The sequence below is a fragment of the Planctomycetaceae bacterium genome (genome assembly GCA_021371795.1).
Classification (GTDB): Bacteria; Planctomycetota; Phycisphaerae; order Sedimentisphaerales; family UBA12454; genus UBA12454.
Map to the genome: position 1 here is coordinate 79,237 of JAJFVK010000008.1, position 21,981 is coordinate 101,217.

General features: G+C 43.1%; 22 protein-coding genes and 1 tRNA gene. 10 read left to right on the forward strand and 13 right to left on the reverse strand.

The window, feature by feature from the left end:
- Positions 1-165: 165 nt before the first annotated feature.
- Positions 166-238: transfer RNA gene (locus LLF92_04150), tRNA-His, on the forward strand.
- Between the two features lie 54 nt (positions 239-292).
- Positions 293-1,420, forward strand: a complete 1,128-nt coding sequence (hemW, locus tag LLF92_04155) for a radical SAM family heme chaperone HemW (GenBank protein MCE5340304.1) — start codon at positions 293-295, stop codon at positions 1,418-1,420.
- Between the two features lie 6 nt (positions 1,421-1,426).
- Here hemW and LLF92_04160 read toward each other — a convergent pair whose 3' ends face one another.
- Positions 1,427-2,032, reverse strand: a complete 606-nt coding sequence (locus LLF92_04160; protein MCE5340305.1) for a CDP-alcohol phosphatidyltransferase family protein — start codon at positions 2,030-2,032, stop codon at positions 1,427-1,429.
- 59 nt (positions 2,033-2,091) lie between these two features.
- Complete coding sequence (gene rimO / locus LLF92_04165) at positions 2,092-3,486, reverse strand: 30S ribosomal protein S12 methylthiotransferase RimO (GenBank protein ID MCE5340306.1); 1,395 nt, start codon at positions 3,484-3,486, stop codon at positions 2,092-2,094.
- 125 nt (positions 3,487-3,611) lie between these two features.
- Between rimO and LLF92_04170 the strand changes: the two genes are divergently transcribed.
- The gene (locus tag LLF92_04170; GenBank protein ID MCE5340307.1) at positions 3,612-5,534 is read left to right on the forward strand and encodes a type II and III secretion system protein; all 1,923 of its coding nucleotides are present in this window, start codon (positions 3,612-3,614) and stop codon (positions 5,532-5,534) included.
- 36 nt (positions 5,535-5,570) lie between these two features.
- Here the strand turns inward: LLF92_04170 and trmB are convergent, their stop codons facing one another.
- Positions 5,571-6,197, reverse strand: coding sequence for a tRNA (guanosine(46)-N7)-methyltransferase TrmB (gene trmB / locus LLF92_04175; GenBank protein ID MCE5340308.1), 627 nt, complete (start codon positions 6,195-6,197; stop codon positions 5,571-5,573).
- Between the two features lie 122 nt (positions 6,198-6,319).
- Between trmB and LLF92_04180 the strand changes: the two genes are divergently transcribed.
- Positions 6,320-7,006: a cysteine hydrolase family protein gene (locus tag LLF92_04180; GenBank protein ID MCE5340309.1), complete on the forward strand. Its 687-nt coding sequence runs from the start codon at positions 6,320-6,322 to the stop codon at positions 7,004-7,006.
- A 2-nt stretch (positions 7,007-7,008) separates the two neighbouring features.
- On the opposite strand, the gene LLF92_04185 is transcribed toward LLF92_04180, so the two are convergent.
- The 5 genes from LLF92_04185 to LLF92_04205 form a co-directional block, all read right to left on the reverse strand.
- Positions 7,009-8,307: an alkaline phosphatase gene (locus LLF92_04185; protein ID MCE5340310.1), complete on the reverse strand. Its 1,299-nt coding sequence runs from the start codon at positions 8,305-8,307 to the stop codon at positions 7,009-7,011.
- A gap of 180 nt (positions 8,308-8,487) precedes the next feature.
- A complete protein-coding gene (locus LLF92_04190) occupies positions 8,488-9,489 on the reverse strand; it encodes a hypothetical protein (protein MCE5340311.1) in 1,002 nt (333 codons plus the stop codon).
- Positions 9,479-9,769: a DUF2089 domain-containing protein gene (locus tag LLF92_04195; GenBank protein MCE5340312.1), complete on the reverse strand. Its 291-nt coding sequence runs from the start codon at positions 9,767-9,769 to the stop codon at positions 9,479-9,481. The genes LLF92_04190 and LLF92_04195 overlap by 11 nt, the downstream gene beginning before the upstream one ends.
- Before the next feature lie 4 nt (positions 9,770-9,773).
- Positions 9,774-10,277: a DUF6141 family protein gene (locus LLF92_04200; protein MCE5340313.1), complete on the reverse strand. Its 504-nt coding sequence runs from the start codon at positions 10,275-10,277 to the stop codon at positions 9,774-9,776.
- 14 nt (positions 10,278-10,291) lie between these two features.
- Positions 10,292-10,630 carry an SdpI family protein gene (locus tag LLF92_04205; protein MCE5340314.1) on the reverse strand — a complete coding sequence of 113 codons (339 nt, stop codon included), beginning with the start codon at positions 10,628-10,630 and terminating at the stop codon, positions 10,292-10,294.
- A 163-nt stretch (positions 10,631-10,793) separates the two neighbouring features.
- Here LLF92_04205 and LLF92_04210 point away from each other — a divergent pair, with 163 nt between their 5' ends.
- The 5 genes from LLF92_04210 (at position 10,794) to LLF92_04230 (ending at position 14,446) form a co-directional block, all read left to right on the forward strand.
- Complete coding sequence (locus LLF92_04210) at positions 10,794-11,492, forward strand: transposase (protein MCE5340315.1); 699 nt, start codon at positions 10,794-10,796, stop codon at positions 11,490-11,492.
- Between the two features lie 185 nt (positions 11,493-11,677).
- Entirely contained in the window at positions 11,678-12,076 is a 399-nt protein-coding gene (locus LLF92_04215) for a response regulator (protein MCE5340316.1), read from the forward strand.
- Positions 12,077-12,088: 12 nt separating this feature from the next.
- Positions 12,089-12,379: a co-chaperone GroES gene (groES, locus tag LLF92_04220; GenBank protein MCE5340317.1), complete on the forward strand. Its 291-nt coding sequence runs from the start codon at positions 12,089-12,091 to the stop codon at positions 12,377-12,379.
- A 39-nt stretch (positions 12,380-12,418) separates the two neighbouring features.
- Positions 12,419-14,047: a chaperonin GroEL gene (groL, locus tag LLF92_04225; GenBank protein ID MCE5340318.1), complete on the forward strand. Its 1,629-nt coding sequence runs from the start codon at positions 12,419-12,421 to the stop codon at positions 14,045-14,047.
- Between the two features lie 120 nt (positions 14,048-14,167).
- A complete protein-coding gene (locus LLF92_04230) occupies positions 14,168-14,446 on the forward strand; it encodes a hypothetical protein (protein ID MCE5340319.1) in 279 nt (92 codons plus the stop codon).
- Positions 14,447-14,588: 142 nt separating this feature from the next.
- On the opposite strand, the gene LLF92_04235 is transcribed toward LLF92_04230, so the two are convergent.
- The 3 genes from LLF92_04235 to LLF92_04245 form a co-directional block, all read right to left on the reverse strand.
- Positions 14,589-15,287 carry a type 1 glutamine amidotransferase gene (locus LLF92_04235; protein ID MCE5340320.1) on the reverse strand — a complete coding sequence of 233 codons (699 nt, stop codon included), beginning with the start codon at positions 15,285-15,287 and terminating at the stop codon, positions 14,589-14,591.
- A gap of 54 nt (positions 15,288-15,341) precedes the next feature.
- Positions 15,342-16,064, reverse strand: coding sequence for a hypothetical protein (locus LLF92_04240; protein MCE5340321.1), 723 nt, complete (start codon positions 16,062-16,064; stop codon positions 15,342-15,344).
- Between the two features lie 91 nt (positions 16,065-16,155).
- Complete coding sequence (locus LLF92_04245) at positions 16,156-16,755, reverse strand: DUF4175 domain-containing protein (GenBank protein ID MCE5340322.1); 600 nt, start codon at positions 16,753-16,755, stop codon at positions 16,156-16,158.
- Between the two features lie 694 nt (positions 16,756-17,449).
- Between LLF92_04245 and LLF92_04250 the strand changes: the two genes are divergently transcribed.
- Positions 17,450-18,916: a sodium/solute symporter gene (locus LLF92_04250; protein ID MCE5340323.1), complete on the forward strand. Its 1,467-nt coding sequence runs from the start codon at positions 17,450-17,452 to the stop codon at positions 18,914-18,916.
- Positions 18,917-18,999: 83 nt separating this feature from the next.
- Here the strand turns inward: LLF92_04250 and pheT are convergent, their stop codons facing one another.
- Positions 19,000-21,015 (reverse strand): phenylalanine--tRNA ligase subunit beta, encoded by a 2,016-nt coding sequence (gene pheT / locus LLF92_04255; protein ID MCE5340324.1) that lies wholly within the window; start codon positions 21,013-21,015, stop codon positions 19,000-19,002.
- Positions 21,016-21,103: 88 nt separating this feature from the next.
- Positions 21,104-21,979, reverse strand: a complete 876-nt coding sequence (gene prmC / locus LLF92_04260) for a peptide chain release factor N(5)-glutamine methyltransferase (protein MCE5340325.1) — start codon at positions 21,977-21,979, stop codon at positions 21,104-21,106.
- Positions 21,980-21,981 lie beyond the last annotated feature (2 nt).

Genomic DNA, 21,981 nt, shown 5'->3' on the forward strand with positions numbered 1-21,981 from the left:
AACTTGACAAAATAACGTCAAAAGTATAGAATATCAGGTGCGCTGGTTAGTCCGGCGCACCTTTTTTAATTGAAGAATGAAGATAGAAGATTGAAGATTTGTGGAACTGCCTTCGGCAAAGTAATTAAATTTTCAATCTTCAATATTCAATCTTAAATTTCAATGGTGGGTGTAGCTCAGCTGGTAGAGCATTAGATTGTGGTTCTAAGGGTCGCGGGTCCGAACCCCGTCACTCACCCTTGTGAAATTAGGGCAGTGATTTTTTAATCACTGCCTTTTTTGTTTGATTAAAATGAAAAACGAGAATCCTGCACAATCCGTTTATATTCACATTCCATTTTGCAAATCAAAATGTTTATATTGTGGTTTTTTCTCGAAGCCGCCGGCTCAATTCGATATCGACAAACTTTTAAACGCGGAACTTGAGGAGCTAAAAAATTCTTCGTTTTCCAATCCGATAAAAACACTATATGTCGGCGGGGGCAGTCCTGCTTCCATTGGCAGCGTGGCTCTCTGCGGTTTTTTAACCGAAGTTCAGAAAATTACCGGCAAAGCCGAAGAGTTTACAGTTGAGATTAATCCGGCCGATGTAAACGAATTGTTTTTGCGCAAACTTTTCGAAATCGGCGTCAACAGAATATCCATCGGCGTTCAGTCTTTCAATGAAGACGAGCTGCTTTTCCTCGGCAGAAGATATTCTCCGACACAAGTTGAAGAAACAATTAAAATTTGCAAACGAATCGGCTTTCAAAATATCAGCATCGATTTGATTTTTGCTGTTCCCGGTTCTAATTTGAACACCTGGCATCAGGACTTGTTAAGGGCAGTCAGAAATGATGTGCAGCATATAAGCGCATATAGCCTGACGTATGAAACAAACACGCCGCTGGAGAAAATCAAATCGCTGGGGAAAATAAAAATCGTTAATGAAGAATTAGACCGTCTGATGTACGAGCGGACGATTTGGCTTTTGGGCGAAGAAGGTTTTGAGCATTATGAAATCTCTAATTTCGCAAAGCCCGGCTTCGAGTGCAGGCACAATCTGGCTTATTGGCACAATGATTTATATATAGGTATCGGCCCGGCCGCGTGCGGATATGTCAAAGGTCTGCGGTACGAAAATATTAACGATATCGATAAATACATTTCGCAAGTTGATAAAGCACAGGATAAGACAGAAATTACGCCGATTGAAAAGGCCTGTCAGACTGCGGTGCTTGGTTTGCGACTGGTAAAAGGATTTGATTTAACAGAGTACAAACAAAAAACCGGTTTTGATATTTTCGAGATATTCAAAAATTCCATCGAGAAAAATCTTAAAAAAAATCTCTTGGAGTTGAAAGATAATCGTTTGAGTCTTACAAAACAGGCGTTGCCGATAGCTGATAGTATTCTTTGCGATTTTGCCGGAGCTGATTAGATGAAATCAGATTTTGACTTTTCTCAAACTTAACACACCGCTCATAATGGTTATGAAAATCGTTATCAGGTATGTAATGGTTGTAAACCAGTAACCCCAGGCTGCGGTTTGAACGTGAGCCATTTTGACAAGTACTGTGCCGACTGCGAACGCCTGCACGAACATTTTTAATTTTCCGCTCCACGTCGCCGGGAACTTGATGCCTTTTGATTCGCTCCATTGCCTTATAATCGTAACGGTTGCTTCTCTCAAAATAATAATCGCAACGAATGCCCATTGAACGATGGCGTTTTGTGCGGCGGTGAGATTGAAAAGTTTCGGCTGGCCGATAATCGCGAAAACGATGAACGCTCCACAAATCAGCACTTTATCGGCGAACGGGTCAACGATTCTGCCGAATTTGCTGGCGACATTCAGTTTTCTTGCGGCGTAGCCATCGAACAAATCCGTCAGGCCGGCCACCACAAAAAGGACAAATACATAATCAAGGTAGCCTGGAAAAGAATAATCTCTGTCTTGCGGAAGCGTCGGCTCAATCAGCATTAGTATAAGAAATATAACAGCCAATACTAATCTGCCGCCTGTCAGGATGTTTGGTATTTGACGTATCATATTATCCAATATTAAAAACAAAAAATAAAATTACAATCAAAAAATTGTCAAAAAAGCGTTTAGGGCTTTGGCTCTACGCCGTACGCTACCAAATCGTAATCCTTGAAATCTGTAACTTTTACTTCTATAAAGCTTCCGGCAGGCTGGTTACAGTTTTGAATGAGACAAACGCTGTCGATATGCGGCGCCTGGCCGTAATATCTGCCGATTGCGGTCTGACCTTCCTCGTTTTCATCAATCAGGCATTCGATTGTTTGTCCTTCGAGTGCATTATTTTTCGTGAATACGATTTCCTGCTGGGCAAGCATCAGTTTTTCAACGCGTTTGTCTTTGATTTTTTGCTGAATCTTGCCCTTAAGCTCCGCGGCCTTTGTGCCGGGCTCCGGCCAGAATGCAAAGCATCCGAGCGCATCGAATTTTGTAACTTTTATGAAATCTAATAGCTCGTTGAAATGCTGCTCTGTTTCGCCGGGGAAGCCGACAATGACAGTCGTCCGCAGCACAACATCGCTGATGTTTTTTCGGATTTTTTCAATCAGCGCGGCGATTTTTTCCTTTGTGTCCGGCCTGTGCATTGCCTTGAGAATATCGTTATTGATGTGCTGAATAGGCATATCGATATAGTGCAGGATTTTTTTGCTCTTGGCGATTGTTTCGATAAGCTCATCGGAAATGCCGGTCGGATTGAGATACATCAGCCGAATCCACTTGAGCTTTTCGATTTTTTCAAGTTCGCTGATAACTTTCATCAGGCCGTCCTTTTCGCCGAGGTCTCTGCCCCAGCATGTGCAGTCCTGCGCGATAACGGAAATTTCAACGATACCTGAATCGGCAAGCTGTTTTGCTTCTTTGACAATTTCGTCCAGCGGTTTGCTTCTGAATTTCCCTTTTATGGAGGGTATTGTGCAGAAAGCGCAGTTTCTGTCGCAGCCTTCGGAAATTCGCAGATACGCCCAGTGTCCGGATGTTATCAAGAGCCTGTCGGAATCGAGTTGTATTTTCGTTGCCCAGTCCTCGGGGCTTTTATACAGTTTTGCAGCTTGACTTCCTGTGTCATTCCCGCGCAGGCGGGAATCCAGATTTTTAATTACATTTACAATTTCATCTCTTGCGCCAAGGCATACGACTGCGTCGATTTGCGGAAGCTGTTCAAAAAGTTTTTCCTGCATACGTTCGGCAAGGCAGCCTGCGACGACGACTTTTTTGACGTTGCCTTTGCGTTTGTGGGACAATGTATGACTTATCGTCTCGATGGCCTCATCGATTGCCGGCTGAATAAATCCACAGGTGTTAATAACGACTACATCCGCGTTTTCGGTGTCATAATCGATAACAAAGCCGGCCTCGGCGATTAGTGCGAGCATTTTTTCCGAATCGACCATATTCTTGGGACAGCCCAGCGAAATAAAGCCTACGGAAACCTGATTATCGGAACTTTCTTTTGTTTTCATCATCGCAATAGGATACAAAAAAACGATACAGAATAAAGGATTTTTTTATTTAAAAACTTGACGGATACCGAAAATTTGGGCTATAATGCACCCTAAATAGAACTGGGATTATTTAAAAGAAACTTACAATGGACAGATTAGGGGCAAACATCGGCGTTCCATCAGTATTGCTTTTCGTTTTTATGGCATTTGCTGTTTTTTTAAGCGGCTGTGGAGAAACATTTAGCGATAAATCGGGCGAAATCGAAGCCAGGGCAACGCTAAGCGACATAGAACGAACTCGTGCAAATCCTAATGTTAATAATCCTCTTCCCACTATGTATATTCAGCCGCCTAAAAGGGTTCAAGTGGCGGATGGCGTCAAAGTCTTTTACTTCACTCGCGAGCAGCCCGCTGCCCAGATGGCGGCCGTAATTACAAGCCAGCTTAATTACAAGGTAACCGCCAATGATGCCACCAATCAGCTTGTTATTCATTGTGCCAGTGACGCTGAAGCAGACAAGGTTCTGGAAATTCTAAATCTCATTGATTTATCTCCAATTCAGGTCAATATAGATTGTACGATTGTTGAGCTCTACGCCGACAAGACTTTTGACAGGGAGACAACCGTAGATATTACAAATCTATTTGGGGAAGATTTTACTTTGGGTGCCAAGAAAGATAGTACAGGCAAAATGCTGGCCAGTTTTCCGGGGTCTTCTCTTCGTGAAACCAAACGCGGGACTTTCGGCGAAAATATCGGTTACCAAAGCGATAAAATCACAATGCTTGTCGATATGCTTGTATCGAGAGGCTATTTGAAAATTCTGATGAATCCAACCCTTGAGACTGTCAACGGCCAAAAAGCAAAAGTTATGTCGAGAGATAATACTCCGATTGAGAAAATTGTTACAACAAATAACGTAGCGCCGTATTCCATTACAGAGTATCAGTGGGTTGAAGATTCTCTTGAAGTTATGCCGCACGTTTATGCCGATGGTTCTGTGGGTTTGAGTACGGAGATAAAAATCGGCTCCAGTACCAAACCAAAAGGCGTTGTTCAGGCATCTGTAATCACTGAACGGTCTATTAAAGTTGATGAAAACAGGGTAAAGCCCGGCAATAGTCTTGTCATAGGCGGCATTAGAAGGACTGAAAAACGCGATGTACTCCGTGGGTATCCGATTCTCAAGGATATTCCTGTTGTTGGCCTGCTGTTTTCAAGCAGGGATTTTGAAGAGTCCGGCTCGGAACTTATTTTCATTCTTACGCCGAGTATTTCTTCCGGCGGGATGGAATACGCCAAAATGCTTGAAATGGTGGACAAAAAGCAGTCTGCGCCAAAATATGATGAAGGGTTAGGAAAGCTTTTGACCGACCCGACAGGCGATAAGGCTTACACCGAACACGTTCAGGAGCAGGCTGATTTAGCAACGACAGAAAAGGCCAGAATCGAAACCGAAGCCAAAAAAACTTTCGCCGAAGCTGAAAAAACGAAGGTAGAATCAGAACAGGCGACAGCCGAAGCGGCAAACGCGGTAGCACAGGCTGAAAAAGCAAAAGCCGAAGCCGCTATGGAAAAAGCCAAGGCCGAAAAACTTCAGACTGAATCCCAAATAGCACAGGCTGCCGCTGAAAAAGCCAAGGCTGAATCCGAGAGCGCAAGGGCACTGGCAGACAAGGCAAAAGCAGAAGCCGATACTGATAAGCTCGAGACGGAAAAAATAAAAGCGCAGGCTGAAGAGGCTCGCGCCAATGCGGAAAAATCACAGGCAGAGGCCGCACAGGCAAAAGCTGAAGCTGATAGTGTAAAGTCGCAGGCTGAAAAGGCGCAAGCGCAGGCCGAACAGGCACAAGCCGAGGCCGATAGAATAAAAGCGGAAGCCGAAAAGGTTAAGGCGCAGGCCGAAACGGCGCAGATTGAAGCTGACAAAGCAAAAGCCGAGGCCGAAAGGGAAAAGGCCGAAGCACAGGGAGGAAGGCGGCCGGTTGACCCAAATGACCCCAATAGGCCAAATAATCCTGTTCCGTCGGCAGACCCAAACCATACTGTTAACTTGAAATTAGAATAGAGATCATCGCCGAAGGCGAATCAATAATTTTGATATTTAATTTTTCTTGTATGCGAGCATATAGGTATTTCTCTTCTCTTTCATATACTTTCGCTCGAAGTTTGTCCCTACATATTCATTTTCTTTTGCGCCTGCGGGTTTCATAAATTCCACAGGGGTTAGTTCGTTAGTGAAATTCGCGAAAACATTTTGCATCCAGTGAAAATAATCTTCATGGTCAGTTGCGATATTTATCAAACCATTTTTTTTCATGCATCTGATTATTTGCGTTACGTTTTCCTGGCTGATGAATCTTCGCCTGTGATGTGCGCGTTTCGGCCAGGGGTCTGGAAAATAAATATGAAAACACTCGATGCTGGAGCTGCGGATATGTTTGGCGATAAAAACGGCGGCGTCTGTTCTTAGCATACGGACATTCTCCAAGCCCCTTCGCCCCATTCTATCTACGGCATATTTGTAGTATTTGTTCGCCCATTCTATGCCGAGGAAATTGATGTCGGGAAATGCCGCCGCCTGACCGACGAGGAAAGTTCCTTTGCCGGAGCCGACTTCGATATGTACGGCGTTTTTACGTCCGAAAACATTGGACAGCTTTAATTTGCCCTTAATATTATCATCTGAAAGGGCGACATTTTCATAGTCTTTTAGTGTTCTTTTCATCATACATGTATTTTACATATTATTAGATAAAGTCAAGAATGATAATATTCGATACAGATTTTGTGGAACCTTGTAGTGTGTTTCTGCGTAAATGAATTAGGTGATATGTTTAACGGGATATTAAAATGATTGGACCAATAAAATTACGACGCAAACGTATATTGGTTGACGTTGATACCCAGAATGATTTGTTGGTTGCCACCGGCGCCAACTGCATTAAGAATCACCGTCGTGTCCTGATGAATATCCGCAGAATTGTTGCCTGGGCACGAATAAAAGGTATCAAATCTGTTTCTACTGTACTATCTAAACCACAACACAATGGCGACAAATTTTGCATTGTCGGCTCGCAGGGCATCAAAAAAATTTCATACACACTTCGCGGCAAGAGAGTTGTTTTTAACGCGGATAACTCTACAGATTTGCCAAGGGATATATTTTCTCACTATGAGCAGGTAATATTAAGCAAACGTGTTGAAGACCCGTTTGAAGAACCGCGTGCGGAAAGAATTCTGACCGAGTTGAAGGCGGACGAATTTATCGTAATCGGCGCACCAGCCGAAGGCGCTGTTTCACCAACAGTTCTTGGCCTTTTGCAGAGAGGCAAAAGGGTGGTTGTCATTACCGATGCGATTGGCGTTTACGACCGAAAGAACGCAGAAGTCGCGTTCCGCAAATGGCAGGCCAAAGGTGCGATTCTGCTGGAGACAAAGGATTTAGCCGGCGCTACACATCTCAAAACGGCCGGGATATGCACTTGCAAAATCTGTAAACTGACCGAAAAAGAACTCCAGGCACAGGCCAGCGCGTAATATTATTTCTTTGCGGCTTTAACTTCAGAATTTGTGCAATCCATAACTTTGAAGATGGTGGTGTTATCAATATAGTTTCTGCTGTTAATGCCGAAGTAAAAAGAAGAACCGATTTTGTCAGAGCCGATGATATAGTTATTGAACATTTCGGCGTTTTTCCCCTTTGCGAAAAAGGGCACTAATGAATTTGTATGTTTTTGGGAGTTGAACTCCATTTTGGGTATTGAAATTCTACCGTTGCTGACGATGTCGCCGAGAGAATTAACATCTCCGGTTAGGAAACCGCATTCATGGTCGGCTGTAATTATAAGAAGCGTGTCATTCCAAGAGCCATTCTTTTCGACCCATTCGATTACAGCTTTGACAGCCGCGAAAAAATCCAATTCTTCTTCTATCATTCGGTCTTTCTGATTTGCATGATTTGCCCAATCGACTGCGCCGCCTTCGATCATAATACAGAAACCATTCGTATTTTTATTAAGAACATTTAATGCGCCGATTGACATCGTTGCCAAAGAAGGAACGTTAGTGTTGAACTTCGCACCGGCAGGGCGTGCCTGTTGAGCTGTTGTTGCCGCCTGAATGATGCCGATAACTTTGTCCTGATTTAAGCTGCCTTTCGCGAGTTGCTCAAAATCTGTTTTTGTTTCAATCATCGTAAAATTATTTGCCTTGTTCGCGATGATTTCTTCCCACGTATTTTTACCGCCGACATAGTTATAATCCGGTGCATTTTGTTGTGTTCCATCATCGTTATAGAACGGATGGCCTGCGCCCATAATTACATCGAGTCCGCTTTTTAAAATCATTTCATTTGCGATTTCGCTGTAATTTGCTCGGCTGCGATTATGTGCTCCGCAGGCTGCCGGTGTTGCATGGCTGAATGCGACGGTTGTTATCGCGCCTGTAGCGTATCCGCGTTTCGAAGCCAGGTCGAAAATGGATGTTGTGTTTTGGCCGTTTATCTGGTTGATTGCGTTGTTGTAATGTTTTTTTCCTGTGTATATTGTGCTGGCGGCCGCGGCGGAGTCAGTTGGAATATTTCCCGCCCATTTTATATCACCCCACATCTTCACAGCATTGTAATCTCCTGTCGGGTTACTGGCAGAATACGTCTGCATAGACATTTTTACATCGAAGCCGAACTGTTCCATAAAATTATAGCCAAGATACATATTTGCTGCGTTAAGCGTGTTGTAACCCTGACCGTCGCTTATCATAAGAATTACGTTTTGTTTTGCCTGGGTCAGACAACCACAGACAGATAACAAGATGATGCATAAAATCTTAATGTTATTCATGTTTTTTCCTGAAACTAAATTTTTATCAATTTAAAGCACTTTTATTTGGGAAAAATTAGGAAAGATTTAGGATTGTATTAATAATTTTTAGTGTAGTCAAGTTTTCATTTAAATAACAAATTGGCGGAAAAGGGATACGAATCCAGGACATTGCATAGAAACGACTCCTGACACCGTTTTTCATTTAACTGCTTTCTTTAGGACATAATATTGAGGTTTCATTCCACGGATAGTTACATCTCCGCTTAGCCATGGGTAGAAAAGATATGTTTCGTCATTTATTAATTTTATGCAGTACATAGCTTTTGTTTTTTTGTCACAGGTATATATCCAGTCTTTTTTCCATAAGTCGCTTGACGAAGTGGTACCATCGGGATTAAAGCTAATGTCCTTTAGAAATAAACTGCCTTTCCATTGAGTATTACCGAGTTTAAAATCGTTGACCTCGCTGACGAAATCCACGCTTTGCCAATAGCCGATAAGATTGCTGTCAGATTCGCTTGCAGTAAGGGGACGCGGTGAATTACCCATCACAGTATTCATCCCCAGTGTACTGCCGAACAAAATAACAATAAGTATTTTTGAAGTAATCTCTGCCAAAATCAAACTAATAATAAAAGTTACTGCCGCTTTTAAGCCTTTGAAATTACAGGAAACAGCGTATGCCCTGTACATCAAAACTACCATCCAGACTATCATTATGATGCTGATTAGTAATGCAGCAGAAAAGATGGCCGCATCGGCGGGATTTAAAACTGCTGCTTCGTTGTTTTGTCCAAGTTTAGACAGGAGATATTCGCCGAATCTGCGATTTGCGTCCGGCAGCATAACCAGTGTTGTCAACAGTGCAGGCCATCGGGATAGTGCTTGAGTGCCCAGCACATCAATAAATCGCCACTGTACTTTTGAAACAATTAAAGCTGATAGAACCAAAAACAACACCATACACAACCAGTCAATTATGCTTTCCGCGAAGAATAACCATACTGGTGCTTTCAGGCCGGTGTGAACATCAAGAACGCCGTCAAAATGCGTATTGCTCAACGCTCCTATATATGCAGTTGTCAGAATAACTATGATTCCCAGCAGTAAGGCTTTTCCGCCGGCAATAAACTGAAACGGATTAAACAGCCATTGCCTTAAACTTCTGTTTTGTGAAAGATTTAATGTTTTATTTTCCATTGTTATCACCTTTATTGGCTGAATTTTTTATATGCTCGATAATACCGTCGAGATAATTTCTAACCGTGGGGTAACTCAAGTTTTGCAGGTTAGCCATTTCTTTCAGTGACCCGCTGCATTTTACAAATTGCAGAATAAACTCCTGTTCTTCAATTGTCATTTTCGCCAAAGGCGGCAGTTCAAAAGAACCTTCGATTTCGGTATCGCATTTCTGGCACGACAATCTTTTGATATTGAGTGGACTTTCGCACGCCGGACATATTGATGGTAGTTTTTTCATTTTTTCACTTTTTTATAGCTGAATTAATTGCTGCTGTAAGTTCTTCAGATTTTTGTGAACCGATAAGCAGTTTTTTTCCGTTTTTGAAAACAATCTGTAATCCTCTGTTGCCTTTCATATTATAGGCCTTGCCGTTTTTACCATATCGTATTCCCCATCCGCCGTATTCCGCTATTGGTTTGTACTCACAAGCGTAACATTCGTTAATATCTTCAAAAGGAAATTTTTTGAAATTTATGTGTAGTGGAAAAAAGCGAACATACAAACCGTTAGCACAGACTTTTGTCTCCAGTTTGCACATTCCTATTAATATGGATATTGAGAACGGAATAATTCCCGCTAAAGCAAGAATGATTACCATAGTTGGCTCAATAGGTTTGTTTTGCGAATGCAGATAATGAATAACAAATATAATGGCGCCAATGAAAACAAATAAGTCTAACGAGAATATTAATCGTATCCATTTACTTGGTTTTTGTTCTTCACTGAAAATTTCTGTTTCAATCATGATATTTTCCTGAATTATAGTTTCCAAAGATAAAGAAAAGAAGCGAGGATTACAATTAGTGTTCCACCGGTGAGAAAAAACAGGTTTCCTGTGATTATATAAAAAGGGTCCGATGTTTTTAATATTACAAGAACAATATTGTAAATAATTTGTATGCAGCCCATGACGATGAAAGCTTTCGCCATATATTTGTTTGCTTTGAACCAAATTTCGCGATTGTCCAAAGTTTTTTCTACTCTAAATCCATACCATTGATTCGGCCCAATTTTTTCCAATAAGAGCGGAATTGAAATGGCGACAAAGATCAAATCACAAACAACAAAAAAGAAAATTGATAGTAATATTTCAGACATTTTTACTATTTCCGGATAATTTTATAGAAATAATACAATATAAATGAATAAAATCAATATAAAAATCAATAATATTGATATTTTAATAAATAAAAACAAATAAATGATTCCTGGCACCATTTTTTTTGTTGCATTTTAAAGTGCAGCTGTTAGTATGTGTTTTATGGCAAGACCATTAAGAAGAACGCCGGCAGGTTACGCGTACCATGTTTTCAACAGGGCTAATGCTCGTGTCCCCATTTTCGTTGACGAAAAAGATTATGCCTGCTTCGAAAAACTCATCGTAGAAGCTGTTGAAAAATTTGATATGCGAGTGTGTACATATTGCATAATGCCGAATCATTGGCATCTTGTGCTGTGGCCTAAAGAAAACGATTCGCTTTCGGAATTTGTCGGCTGGCTTACTATGACACATACAAAGAGATGGCATAAAGACCATCAGACCAATGGATACGGACATTTATATCAGGGGCGTTTCAAAGCATTTCCGGTTCAGAATGATTCGCACTTTTTAACACTGTGCAGATATGTCGAGCGTAATCCTGTGAACAGTGGTCTTGTAGGGAACGCACAGGATTGGAGATGGTCTGCGATGTGGCATCGTTGCAATGGTGGCAAAAGCAATATGTTACCGTATTCTGACTGGCCGGTAATTATTCCGGATGGTTGGCTGGGTTTAGTAAATCAAAGTCTTAGCGAAAAAGAGGTTTTAGAGATTCGGCGATGTTTTGATCGCAGCCGGCCTTTTGGTGAAATTGCCTGGATGCAAAAGACGGCTTCTTCACTTGGTTTGGAATCTGCTATCCAGCCTAAGGGCAGACCTAAAAAAATGACTCCTGGCACCGTTTCTGTCCGCAGATAATACTTCCCATAAATTTATTTGCCTGTCAGTCTGACAGGCAAACTGCTATTTTGCCATTGTTTTTTTAAAAAAACGGTGCCAGGAGTCATTTATCTCGTTGTGAATAAATAACTTACAGCTCGAAAATTCATTTGTCTGCCAATGGCACATTATTTGCATCATTAAGATATAGGATTGGATATTCTATGACCATAGATAGCGTTAAAGTGTTGCTCAACGGTTTCGACTGGGCTTGGCCGCAGGCGGTCAGGCAGATTTTCGAGAACCGAAGCGTTGAATTACTAATGGTAAAGCGACCCGATGAGGCACTCAATGTTCTTCAGCATCGCAGAGTCCACACCGCTATCGTAGATATGGATTCCAAAACGCTCAACGGCTTGAGTATGATAAAAATTATTCGCAGCAGTTTTCCGACTCTGCCGTGCATTTTGCTCGCAGACGAAGCCGAAGACAAACTGCTGGCCGCCGCGCTGGAACTTGATGTGTTCAGCGTTATGAACAAGCCGGTGGATATAGATTTGCTTCAAAGTCAGTTAAATCGTCTTTTTGTAAAACGATATGATAATTACTTGTTTAATAGTTGAAAGGAAACAGGAATGAAAATCAGACCATTAGCCGCAAAGGTGCTTGTCGAACGCATCGAGGCTGAAAGTAAAACCGCCGGCGGTATCGTATTGCCGGATTCAGCAAAAGAAAAACCACAAAGAGGAAAAATCGTTAGCGTTGGCGAAGGCAAAATGCTTGACGATGGCTCACGCAGCGAAATGCAGGTGAAGAAAGGCGATGAAGTGCTCTTCACAAGTTATGCCGGCTCGGAAATCAAACTCGACGGCAAAGAGTACCTCATTATGGAAGAAACAGAAATTATGGCAGTTGTTGAAAAATAACCGCAAAGCAAAAAAGAATTAGAAATAGGAGTAATACAAATGGCAGCAAAAAAAATAGCATACAATACCGAGGCTCGCGAAGCCATCCGTCAGGGCATTAGAAAACTTGCCGCTGCGGTTAAGGTTACGCTTGGTCCCTGCGGAAGAAACGTAGTCCTCGAAAAATCTTACGGCTCACCAACCGTTACAAAAGACGGCGTGTCAGTCGCGAAGGAAATCGAGCTTGAAGATTCTTATGAGAATATGGGCGCACAGATGGTTAAGGAAGTCGCAAGCAAGACAAGTTCAGTCGCAGGCGACGGCACAACCACAGCGACAATTCTCGCAGAAGCGATTTTCGAAGAAGGCCTGAAAAATATCACAGCCGGCGCAAATCCGATGCAGGTTAAACGCGGCATTGATTTGGCTGTTGAGAAAATCATCGATGAACTCAAGAAGATGAGCATAAAGGTCGAATCCAGCAAACAGGTTGAACAGGTCGCTACCTGCTCGGCAAATCACGATGCCACAATAGGCAAGACGATGGCACAGGCAATGGAAAAGGTCGGCAAAGACGGCGTTATCACCGTTGAAGAAGGCCAGAGCCTTGAGACAGTTGTCGAACTCGTCGAAGGTATGCAGTTCGATAAAGGTTATGTCAGTCCGCACTTTGTCAATCACTACGACGATATGACCTGCGTTCTCGAAAAACCGTACATCCTGATTAACGAAAAGAAAATCACTTCGATTAAATCGCTCGTTCCGCTTCTTGAGAAAGTCGCAAAAGCCGGCCGTCCTCTGCTGATAATCGCGGAAGACATTGAAGGCGAAGCGCTCGCTACATTAGTCGTAAACAAACTCCGCGGCATTCTCCAGTGCGCAGCGGTTAAAGCTCCGGGCTTCGGCGACAGACGCAAAGCAATGCTCGGCGATATCGGCGTTCTCACAGGCGGCGAACCGATTTTTGAAGATCTCGGCATCGACCTCGAGCACATCGAGCTTTCACAACTCGGCCAGGCCAAACGCGTTACAATCGACAAGGAAAACACAACCATCGTCGAAGGCGCAGGCAGCACGGGCGAAATCAAAGGCAGAATCGAACAGATTAGACGCGAAATCGAAACCACAACAAGTGATTATGATATCGAAAAGCTTCAGGAAAGACTTGCGAAACTTTCAGGCGGCGTAGCGCAGATTAACGTTGGCGCTGCGACAGAAGCTGAAATGAAAGAGAAAAAAGCACGTGTTGAAGACGCGCTTCACGCATGCAGAGCGGCCGTTGAAGAAGGCATCCTCCCAGGCGGCGGCGTTTCAATGCTCCGTGCTTTGAAAGCTCTCGATAAGGTAAAAGCGAAAGACGATGAAAAGATTGGCATTGACATTGTACGACGTGCAGTTGTCGCTCCGATTAAGCAAATCGCCTTGAATGCAGGCCTTGACGGCTCTATCATCGCGCAGAAAGTTATGGAAAGCACAGAACCGAATTTCGGTTATGATGCCATGAGAAAAGAATACGGCAATATGATTGAGTTCGGCGTTATTGTTCCGACAAAAGTCGAACGTACCGCTTTACAGAATGGTGCTTCAATCGCATCGCTGCTTCTCACAACAGACGCTATCGTCAGTGAAATTGCTGAAAAGAAGGAAAATCCTCCAACAATGCCACAGCACGGCGGCGGAATGTACTAACTAAATGCAAAATTTAAAATTTTGGAGTCCCGCACCTGTTTCAAAGCAGGTGCGGGATATATTTATCTCTGTGTTCTCTGTGAACTCTGTGGCTAAATAAAATAAAACTCGGTGGTTATTATGTTATTTAATTTTTATTCCAATTCGTTTAGCGGCATTTCAAAAAGTTTCGCCAAAGGTCTTTTCGTTACCGGCCTTTTGATTTTTGGTTTTGGTATATTAGTTTGGGTTTTCAAGGAAGTGCTTGCTATTATAGCCGCCGCGATTTTTATGGTTGTTGGCGTTAGCTGTTGTTTGAAAGCAATCAGAATGTATTATCTGGCGTGGAAATTCGGCAAAAACAATAACGCCGACAATAACGCCGGCCGCAGCGACAACGTCAAAATCCACATCGAATAATTTTTATATTTTTTCTCTGTGTCCACTACTGAAGCGAAGCGAAAGCCCCCGAATCTTCAGGTTTTTTTCTGCCTTGTAAAGGAAAAAAACAGAGGGGGTGTTCTCTGTGGCTATATAAAAATGTAAACTCTGTGGCAATTTTCTACATATTTGCTTTTTGAATTGTTTCTAAAATCTTCGTCATCACTTTATTAATCTTTTCAAACTTCCCTAAATCCGAAAACACCTGCTCGGCGTTTTGAATATATTTATCTTTCACAATCTCATCAGGAAAATTATCAAACAGGGCTTTCGCGTATTCATACGTTGTCTCCAGATGAAATTGAAAACCGAAAACTCTGTTATTTATAACAAAGCCCTGATTTTTTGTCGCTTCGCTTGATGCCAGATGAACCGCACCTTTTGGCAAATCGAATGTGTCGCCGTGCCAGTGAAAAGCTTCCATTTTTTGTGAAAAGCAATTTGCCAGAATTGTATTTTGAGCATCTTTTGTCGGTATTAAATCGAACCAGCCGATTTCCTTATATTTATTGCGATAGATTTTCGCGCCCAGACTTGCCGCGATTAGTTGCGCACCGAGACATACGCCGATAACAACTTTTCCCGCATCGATTGCTTTTTTGATGAATTGTTTTTCTTCAGTCAGCCAGGGAAATTTTGCATCATCATTAGCGCTCATTGCGCCGCCCATAATAATGAGCCAGTCAAAGCTGTCGATGCTCGGCAACGATTGGCCGAGATAAAATTGCGTTGATGCCGAAGGAATATTTTTTTGTTTAAAGTATTCCCCCATACTTCCCAAACCTTCAAACGGTAAATGTTGTAACCAATGTATTCTCATAATAGTATAGCCCCGCCATCATTTTAATCCCCGCAGGGGACTATGGCGGGGGTTTTAACCTTTCAATATTTTCGCCAATTTTTCCATCGCTATTTTCGCATCGCCAACCGGTTCAGCAAAAAAAGTTCCATCCGCGAGTCTATTCCAGTTTGGCGAACCTTCGCCGTCGCGGTTGACGATTATGTGATTATAATTTTTTGATTCCGCGATTTCCGAAACTGAATCGTTGATGCGTTTTTTTACATCTTCCAAAAATTCCGCGTCAACCTTTCGCTTGTGAAACGCGATTCTGTTAAATTGTTTATCCGCCATAAGTGATTTTATAAAAATCTCACGCTTAAATCCGCATTTTTCAGCGAACAGGATTTCATCTTCGCTCGCCGGCGTTAGAAATACAGTTTCAATTTTAATATTTTTAAGATGCTTTGCCGTCAATAACCCCGGCACCATCGGATAATACATTTCCATCAGGATTGTGTGTTCGGGATAATTGACGATGAGGTCGAGATTAACCGCTTGTGTAAATCCGTGGCACTTGCCGACAACGAAATGCTCGTTCTTCGCAAGAGCGGCCAGTTCTTCTTCATTCCGCCAGCAGTCCGGATTGTCCCATACCTGCAATTCGTCCGGCCGTGGGATATTATGACGTGATGCCTTGCTCTTGATTACCGACAATTTTGTAAATTTTACATCAGGCCGGAATTGCTTTACTGCCGCCGTCAACGGCCCTTTGCCCGTGCAGCTTGGTCCGGATAACAAGATTAATCTTTTTCCCATTTGGTAATATTTATATACTTTGGGAAGAGTTGGCAATAAAAATATTTTAAGCCGGACAATCTATAGAAACAATTCCAATTAAAATTATTGCTTAATTAAGGTCGTCAAATTTTACATCGAATGTAGTTACGCTGATTTTCACTTCATCAGAGTTTAATACGCCATTTGGATCTTTGGGTAATGGCCTATTATGGCTAAGTGCTATCGTTTCATTCGGAGATAAAATTTTCACTTCACTTACCCAATCATTCGTACAGTCGATTAATTCGCCATTTTTATAATATTCAAAATTTACTCTTAAATTGCTTATGGTTTTGTCGGATTCATTTTTAAGCGAGTAAATTACTTTTTCTCCGTTTTGCCATTCGGATTTAACCTTTTTTATTCCGCTGATAATTAATTTTGGTTTTGTATCGACAAAAATTTTGTCTTTATTTTCTTTTTGAGGGGTATTAGGTTTAAAGCCGTCAGAAAATCCATTGTGCATTTGAGTTGCAACCTCTTTGGCGAACTGCTGAATCGCCTTTGTCTTTTCCGCATCAGAGGCGCCATTCTCGATTATTTTGTTCAATTCTTCATAAGCAGCTCTGATTTCATTGGCAAGTCTTGGTTTCATTGTACCTGCAAAGACAAATAACGCTGATATAGCAAGGATAACAATTACGATTGGACTGTTAATATATTTCCACATTCTTTTGCTCCTGTGATTATTAATATTACGCTTAACACTTCTCTTCGCCAATTCTGCCGATATTTTAGTCCCGTGATATTAAATGCTTTGAGATTTTTTGGCAATAGAAATGTCGTTCTAATACCGGCCGGCAGCATAATATCAGCGCAAAAAAAGAGGCAGACGCCTAGGAGGAGTGGTAGTCTGCCTTATTGAGAAAAACAATATTGTTTTCCACCACTGTTTGTACGTAACGAACCCCTGAAAGGGTTCATTAAATTTTATATAAAATCTTAAAAGAAGAGCGCAAAAAAAATGGCAGGCGGCCGAGGAGAGAAACCGCCATGCCGTGTGCGCCTCCTAAAGAGGAGGAGGTACGTGTGGGTATCCTAAAATAACATTACTACCTACTATACGTCAAGCGAAAAATTGAGTTCTTAATAATTTTATCAAAAAAATATGGTAAAAATACAAAGAGGTGCCGAATTTAACAGTCATGGGGACTATGAGGTTAAAGGGGGTTAACAGGAAAATATGCCAGATAATTACAGTGTTTACACGTCTTGTTTTCGTGCGGCGACGTGTTGTGTGTTTTGCAGGTCTTTAATTGTTTATTTTGTTAAGTGTAGCACCATAAAAGGTATATACAATCCCGAAAAATCTGGTAAAATGCCCAAAATTGTAAGAAAAATGATTCTTTATAAGGAGGTTAGGTATGACTGCGAGTATTGTTCTTCTATCAGTTTTTCTACTGGGTATGGTGGCTATCGGTATATGGGGGATGAAAAAGACGGCAACTCTTAACGATTTTTTTCTTGGCGGCAGGTCGGTTGGGCCGTGGATGACGGCGTTTGCCTATGGCACAACTTACTTCAGCGCAGTTATTTTTATTGGTTTTGCCGGAAAAATTGGCTGGGGTTTCGGTCTCAAAGGTCTGGCTATCGCAATCGGCAACGCGTTTATCGGAACAACTTTGGCCTGGTTGGTTCTCGCCAGAAGGGCAAGAAGAATGACGCAGAATCTCGACGCGATGACAATGCCGGAGTTTTTGCAGGAAAGATTCGGCAGCAAATACATAAAAATGTTCGCCGCTCTGATAATTTTTGTTTTCCTGATTCCATATTCGGCTTCAGTTTTCAAAGGGCTGGGTTATTTATTCGAGAAAAATTTTAATATTCAATTCGATACCGCACTTTTAATTATGGTTGCGATTACCGGTTTGTATCTCGTTCTCGGCGGATATTTCGCGGTAACGCTGACCGATTTCGTGCAGGGTATTATAATGCTTTTCGGCGCTACTATAATGGTGATTCTGCTCTCTAATAAAGCGGCGGAAATTTCCGGCACAGGCGCGTTTACCGCGGCAACGGACAGATACAATCAATGGCTAAGCACAGTGCCGCCCGAAAAACAGCCGAGTATGTTCGCTTTGGGTGCGCTTGTATTTATGACATCGTTCGGCGTTTGGGGTATGCCGCAGATGGTTCAGAAATTCTACGCAATCAAAAATGAACAAGTGATAAACAAGGCAGCGTTGATTACAACGATTTTCGCGGTAATCATTTCTTTCGTCGCATATTACACCGGCGCGTTAGCTCACGTTTTCTACGATAAGCCGCCGATGGGAGCCAACGGCCCTGACTTCGACAGAATTATTCCGGAACTGCTGACGAGCTATCTACCAAGCGGATTGATGGCGGTTATACTGCTGCTGATTCTTTCTGCGTCGATGAGTACGCTTTCGTCGCTGGTGCTTGTCTCGGCGTCCGCCGTCGCGATTGACCTTTACAAGGGACACGTCAATCCGAATATATCAAAAAAGAATTCGCTGCTTATGATGAGATTTTTGAGTGCGGTGTTTATCGCGATTTCATATTATGTCGCCCGGCATCAGCTTGCGTTTATTGTTGAACTGATGGCGCTTTCGTGGGGTGCGGTGGCAGGTGCGTTTATGGCCCCGTTCTTTTATGGACTATATTGGAAACGCGCAACGCATGCAAGCGTGGTTGTTGGAATGATTACAGCTATCGCGATAAATACGATTTTATACTATCAGTATGGTCCGAAGAATTCTCCAATTGCTGCGAGCATCGCAATGATTGTACCGTTCATTATAATACCGGTGGTTAGCGCTTTCACAAAACCGCCAAAGAACGCGATTATCGAAAAAGCATTTGCATAATCTGGCTCACCACGAAGAACTCGAAGAAATTAAAGGCAATCCTATATAAAGGGTTGCCTTTTTTGTTTCAGTTAATCTTTAAATTAAGCGACTCTTAACTCTGCTCCGACCGCTGACGCAAGGGCGGCAACAATATCTTTTTGCCAGCCATCAACTATCTCGTGTTTCAATGTTCCGTCTTCATCGCGGAAAACAAGCGAAAGCGTAACGCTCTTCTTGCCCTGCACAATCGGTTTGCCTCTGTAAATGCCGACGAAATTCATTATCTCAAGTTCGGCCGGTGCTTTCGATGCGACGATTTCCTGAATCTTCGACCATTGAACAGGCTCATCAACTATCAGCGACAAATCACGGACGATAGATGGGAATTTCGGAAGCGGTTTTGCCTTTATCTGCTCTGCCTGTAAATCGAGCAGCATATTGAAATTAATCTCCGCACCGCAAACATTTGTAATCTTAATATCAAAACCCGACAAAATCTGGTCTTTGATAATGCCGGCAAAACCAAACGCATTTCCGTTGACCAAAATTTTCGCGCCGGTCTTTGCCCAAAAAACTTCTGCCGGTTCGAATGAAACATTGGCCGAAGCTGAAATATTTTTAATCGCGCCTTCGATTGCGCCGCGAATAATTCTGAAATCGCCATCACAAACTGCCGCCAGCGAAGTATGCTCGATGTGTTTGCCGTCTGGGGTTTTCGCGAATACGTTCGCCAGTTCGTACATTCTGATATTTTTATTTCCTGCGTGTACGTTTCTGCTGAAGACTTCTAAAAGTGAGCCAATCAGGGTGCTGCGGAGCATATTCGCGGTCTTGCTGTTTTCGTCGCGGACTGTCAAATGCGTATCTGTCGCGTTCGGTGCAATCAATTTTGCAACCGCTTCACTGTTGAAGCCGGGGGTTATCGATTCGTAGAAGCCACAGCTATTAAGATAACCGCCGGTCTTGGCGACAACCTGCTGACGTTTGTCAACCGGTGCGACTTCGATATTTATTTTCTGCGTTGTGTTGACTTTATCGTAGCCGTAGATGCGGCCGACTTCTTCGATTAAGTCAATTTCTCTTGAAACATCGCCGCGCCAGGTCGGGATTGTGCAGAGGACTTTATCATTTTCCGGTTTTTGCGGACTGAAACACAGGCCGCGAAGGATGTCGAAAATAGTCTGCTGCGGAATTTCGATGCCGAGAACTTTTTTAACTCTGGCAAACCGCATTGAAACCATTATATTGTTTTCGACTTTAGCCGGGTAAACATCGACAACACCTTCGACGATTTTTCCGCCTGCGACTGCGACGATTAGTTGTGCCGTTCGCTGCGAAGCCCAATCGATTTGTTCGATGTCAACGCCGCGGCCGAATCTGTATGCCGCTTCGCTTGGCAGGTTCAGTGCGCGTGATGTTTTTCTTGTAACGACCGGATTGAATGACGCTTCTTCGAGCAGGATGGTTGTTGTGCTCATGCTGACTTCGGTATCGATGCCGCCCATAACGCCTGCGACGGCGACCGGGCCGGTTGGGTCTGTTATAACGAGCATGTCCGGCTGCAAAACGCAATTTGAGCCGTCGATGCTGGTGATTTTTTCGTTTTGCTTTGCCAGACGGACAATGATTTTGCCCTGATAGATTTTTGCGTAGTCAAAAGCGTGCGGCGGCTGGCCGGTTTCGAACATTGCGTAGTTTGTCGCGTCAACGACGTTGTTTACGCTGCGGAGGCCGACAGCTTCCAGACGTTTTACCATCCACGAAGGACTCGCGCCGACTTTTACGCCTTCAATGATTCGTGCGGTGTATCGGCCGCAGAGTTTCGGCTCTGCGATTTCGACGCTTGCTATTGAAGCGATATCCTTTTTCACCGGCTCAAATTTAACTTTAGGCAGGTTTAGTTCACGGCCTGTCGCGGCGGCGATTTCTCGCGCAACGCCGATATGACTCAAACAGTCCGGCCGATTGCTCGTTACTTCGACGTCGATTACGGCATCGTCAGCGAGGATTTCGACGCTTTCGATGTTAAAGCCGATGCCGCTCAAAAGCGCGGCCAGTTCCTGCGGAGTTTCTGTTATTGAAACGTATTCTTTAAGCCAGTTTAAGGATGTCTTCATTTTTTCTATATACCTGTAAAAACAAACAATTTAACGAGAATGGGGGGGCGTGTCAATAATTATAAACCCAGCCATGATGCCGGCAGGACTAACCAATTTTGACGGCCGAGACGATTCTGTCGTTATTGGAAAGGTCTTTTTCGACCTTGATTTGGCCGAAGATTTTTGTATCTTCGAGCAGTTGTCTGACCGCCGGGCCTTGAAGATAGCCGATTTCGAGCAATAAAAGCCCGTCTTTTTTCAAATGTGTGCCCACTTCGGCGGTAATTCGACGGTAAATGTCCAGCCCGTCCGGCCCGCCGTTGAGGGCAAGCTGCGGTTCGTGATTTTTCACCTTTGGCTCGAGTTTTTCCAGTTCCGGATGGCTGATATACGGCGGATTGCACGTAATTAGATCAAATTCTTTGACGTCGAGCCGGTCGATTATCGGTTTAAACAAATCGCCGTGCAGGAGATGGATTTTTTCGGTCAGATTGTATTTAGCGATATTTTCAGCCGCGATTTTTAATGCGTTATCGCAAATATCGGTCGCGATAACTTTCGCTTCGGGATAATTCTTTGCGATTGCAACGGCGATACATCCGCTACCTGTGCACAAATCGCAGACGTATTGCGGGGCGATTCGCGTGCGCAGAAATTCGATTGCACGCTCGACGAGCAGTTCAGTTTCCGGTCGCGGTATCAGGCAGGCGGGGGAGACTTTTAGCGAGATGGAATAAAATTCTGTTCTGCCGGTCAGATATTGGACTGGTTCGTTGTTGAGGCAGCGTTTGACAAGGCCGCGAAGTTTTTCGAGATTCAGCCTTTCGACTTCCTTGTCGAAGTTCATATACAGTTCGATTCGCTGCATATTCAGAACATTTGACAGCAGCAATTCAGCGGTGAGTCTGGGCGAATCGATTTTCTTGTCCGTGAAGTGACCGGTCATCCAGTCGAGTAATTTTTTAGTTGTCCATTGTTCCATAG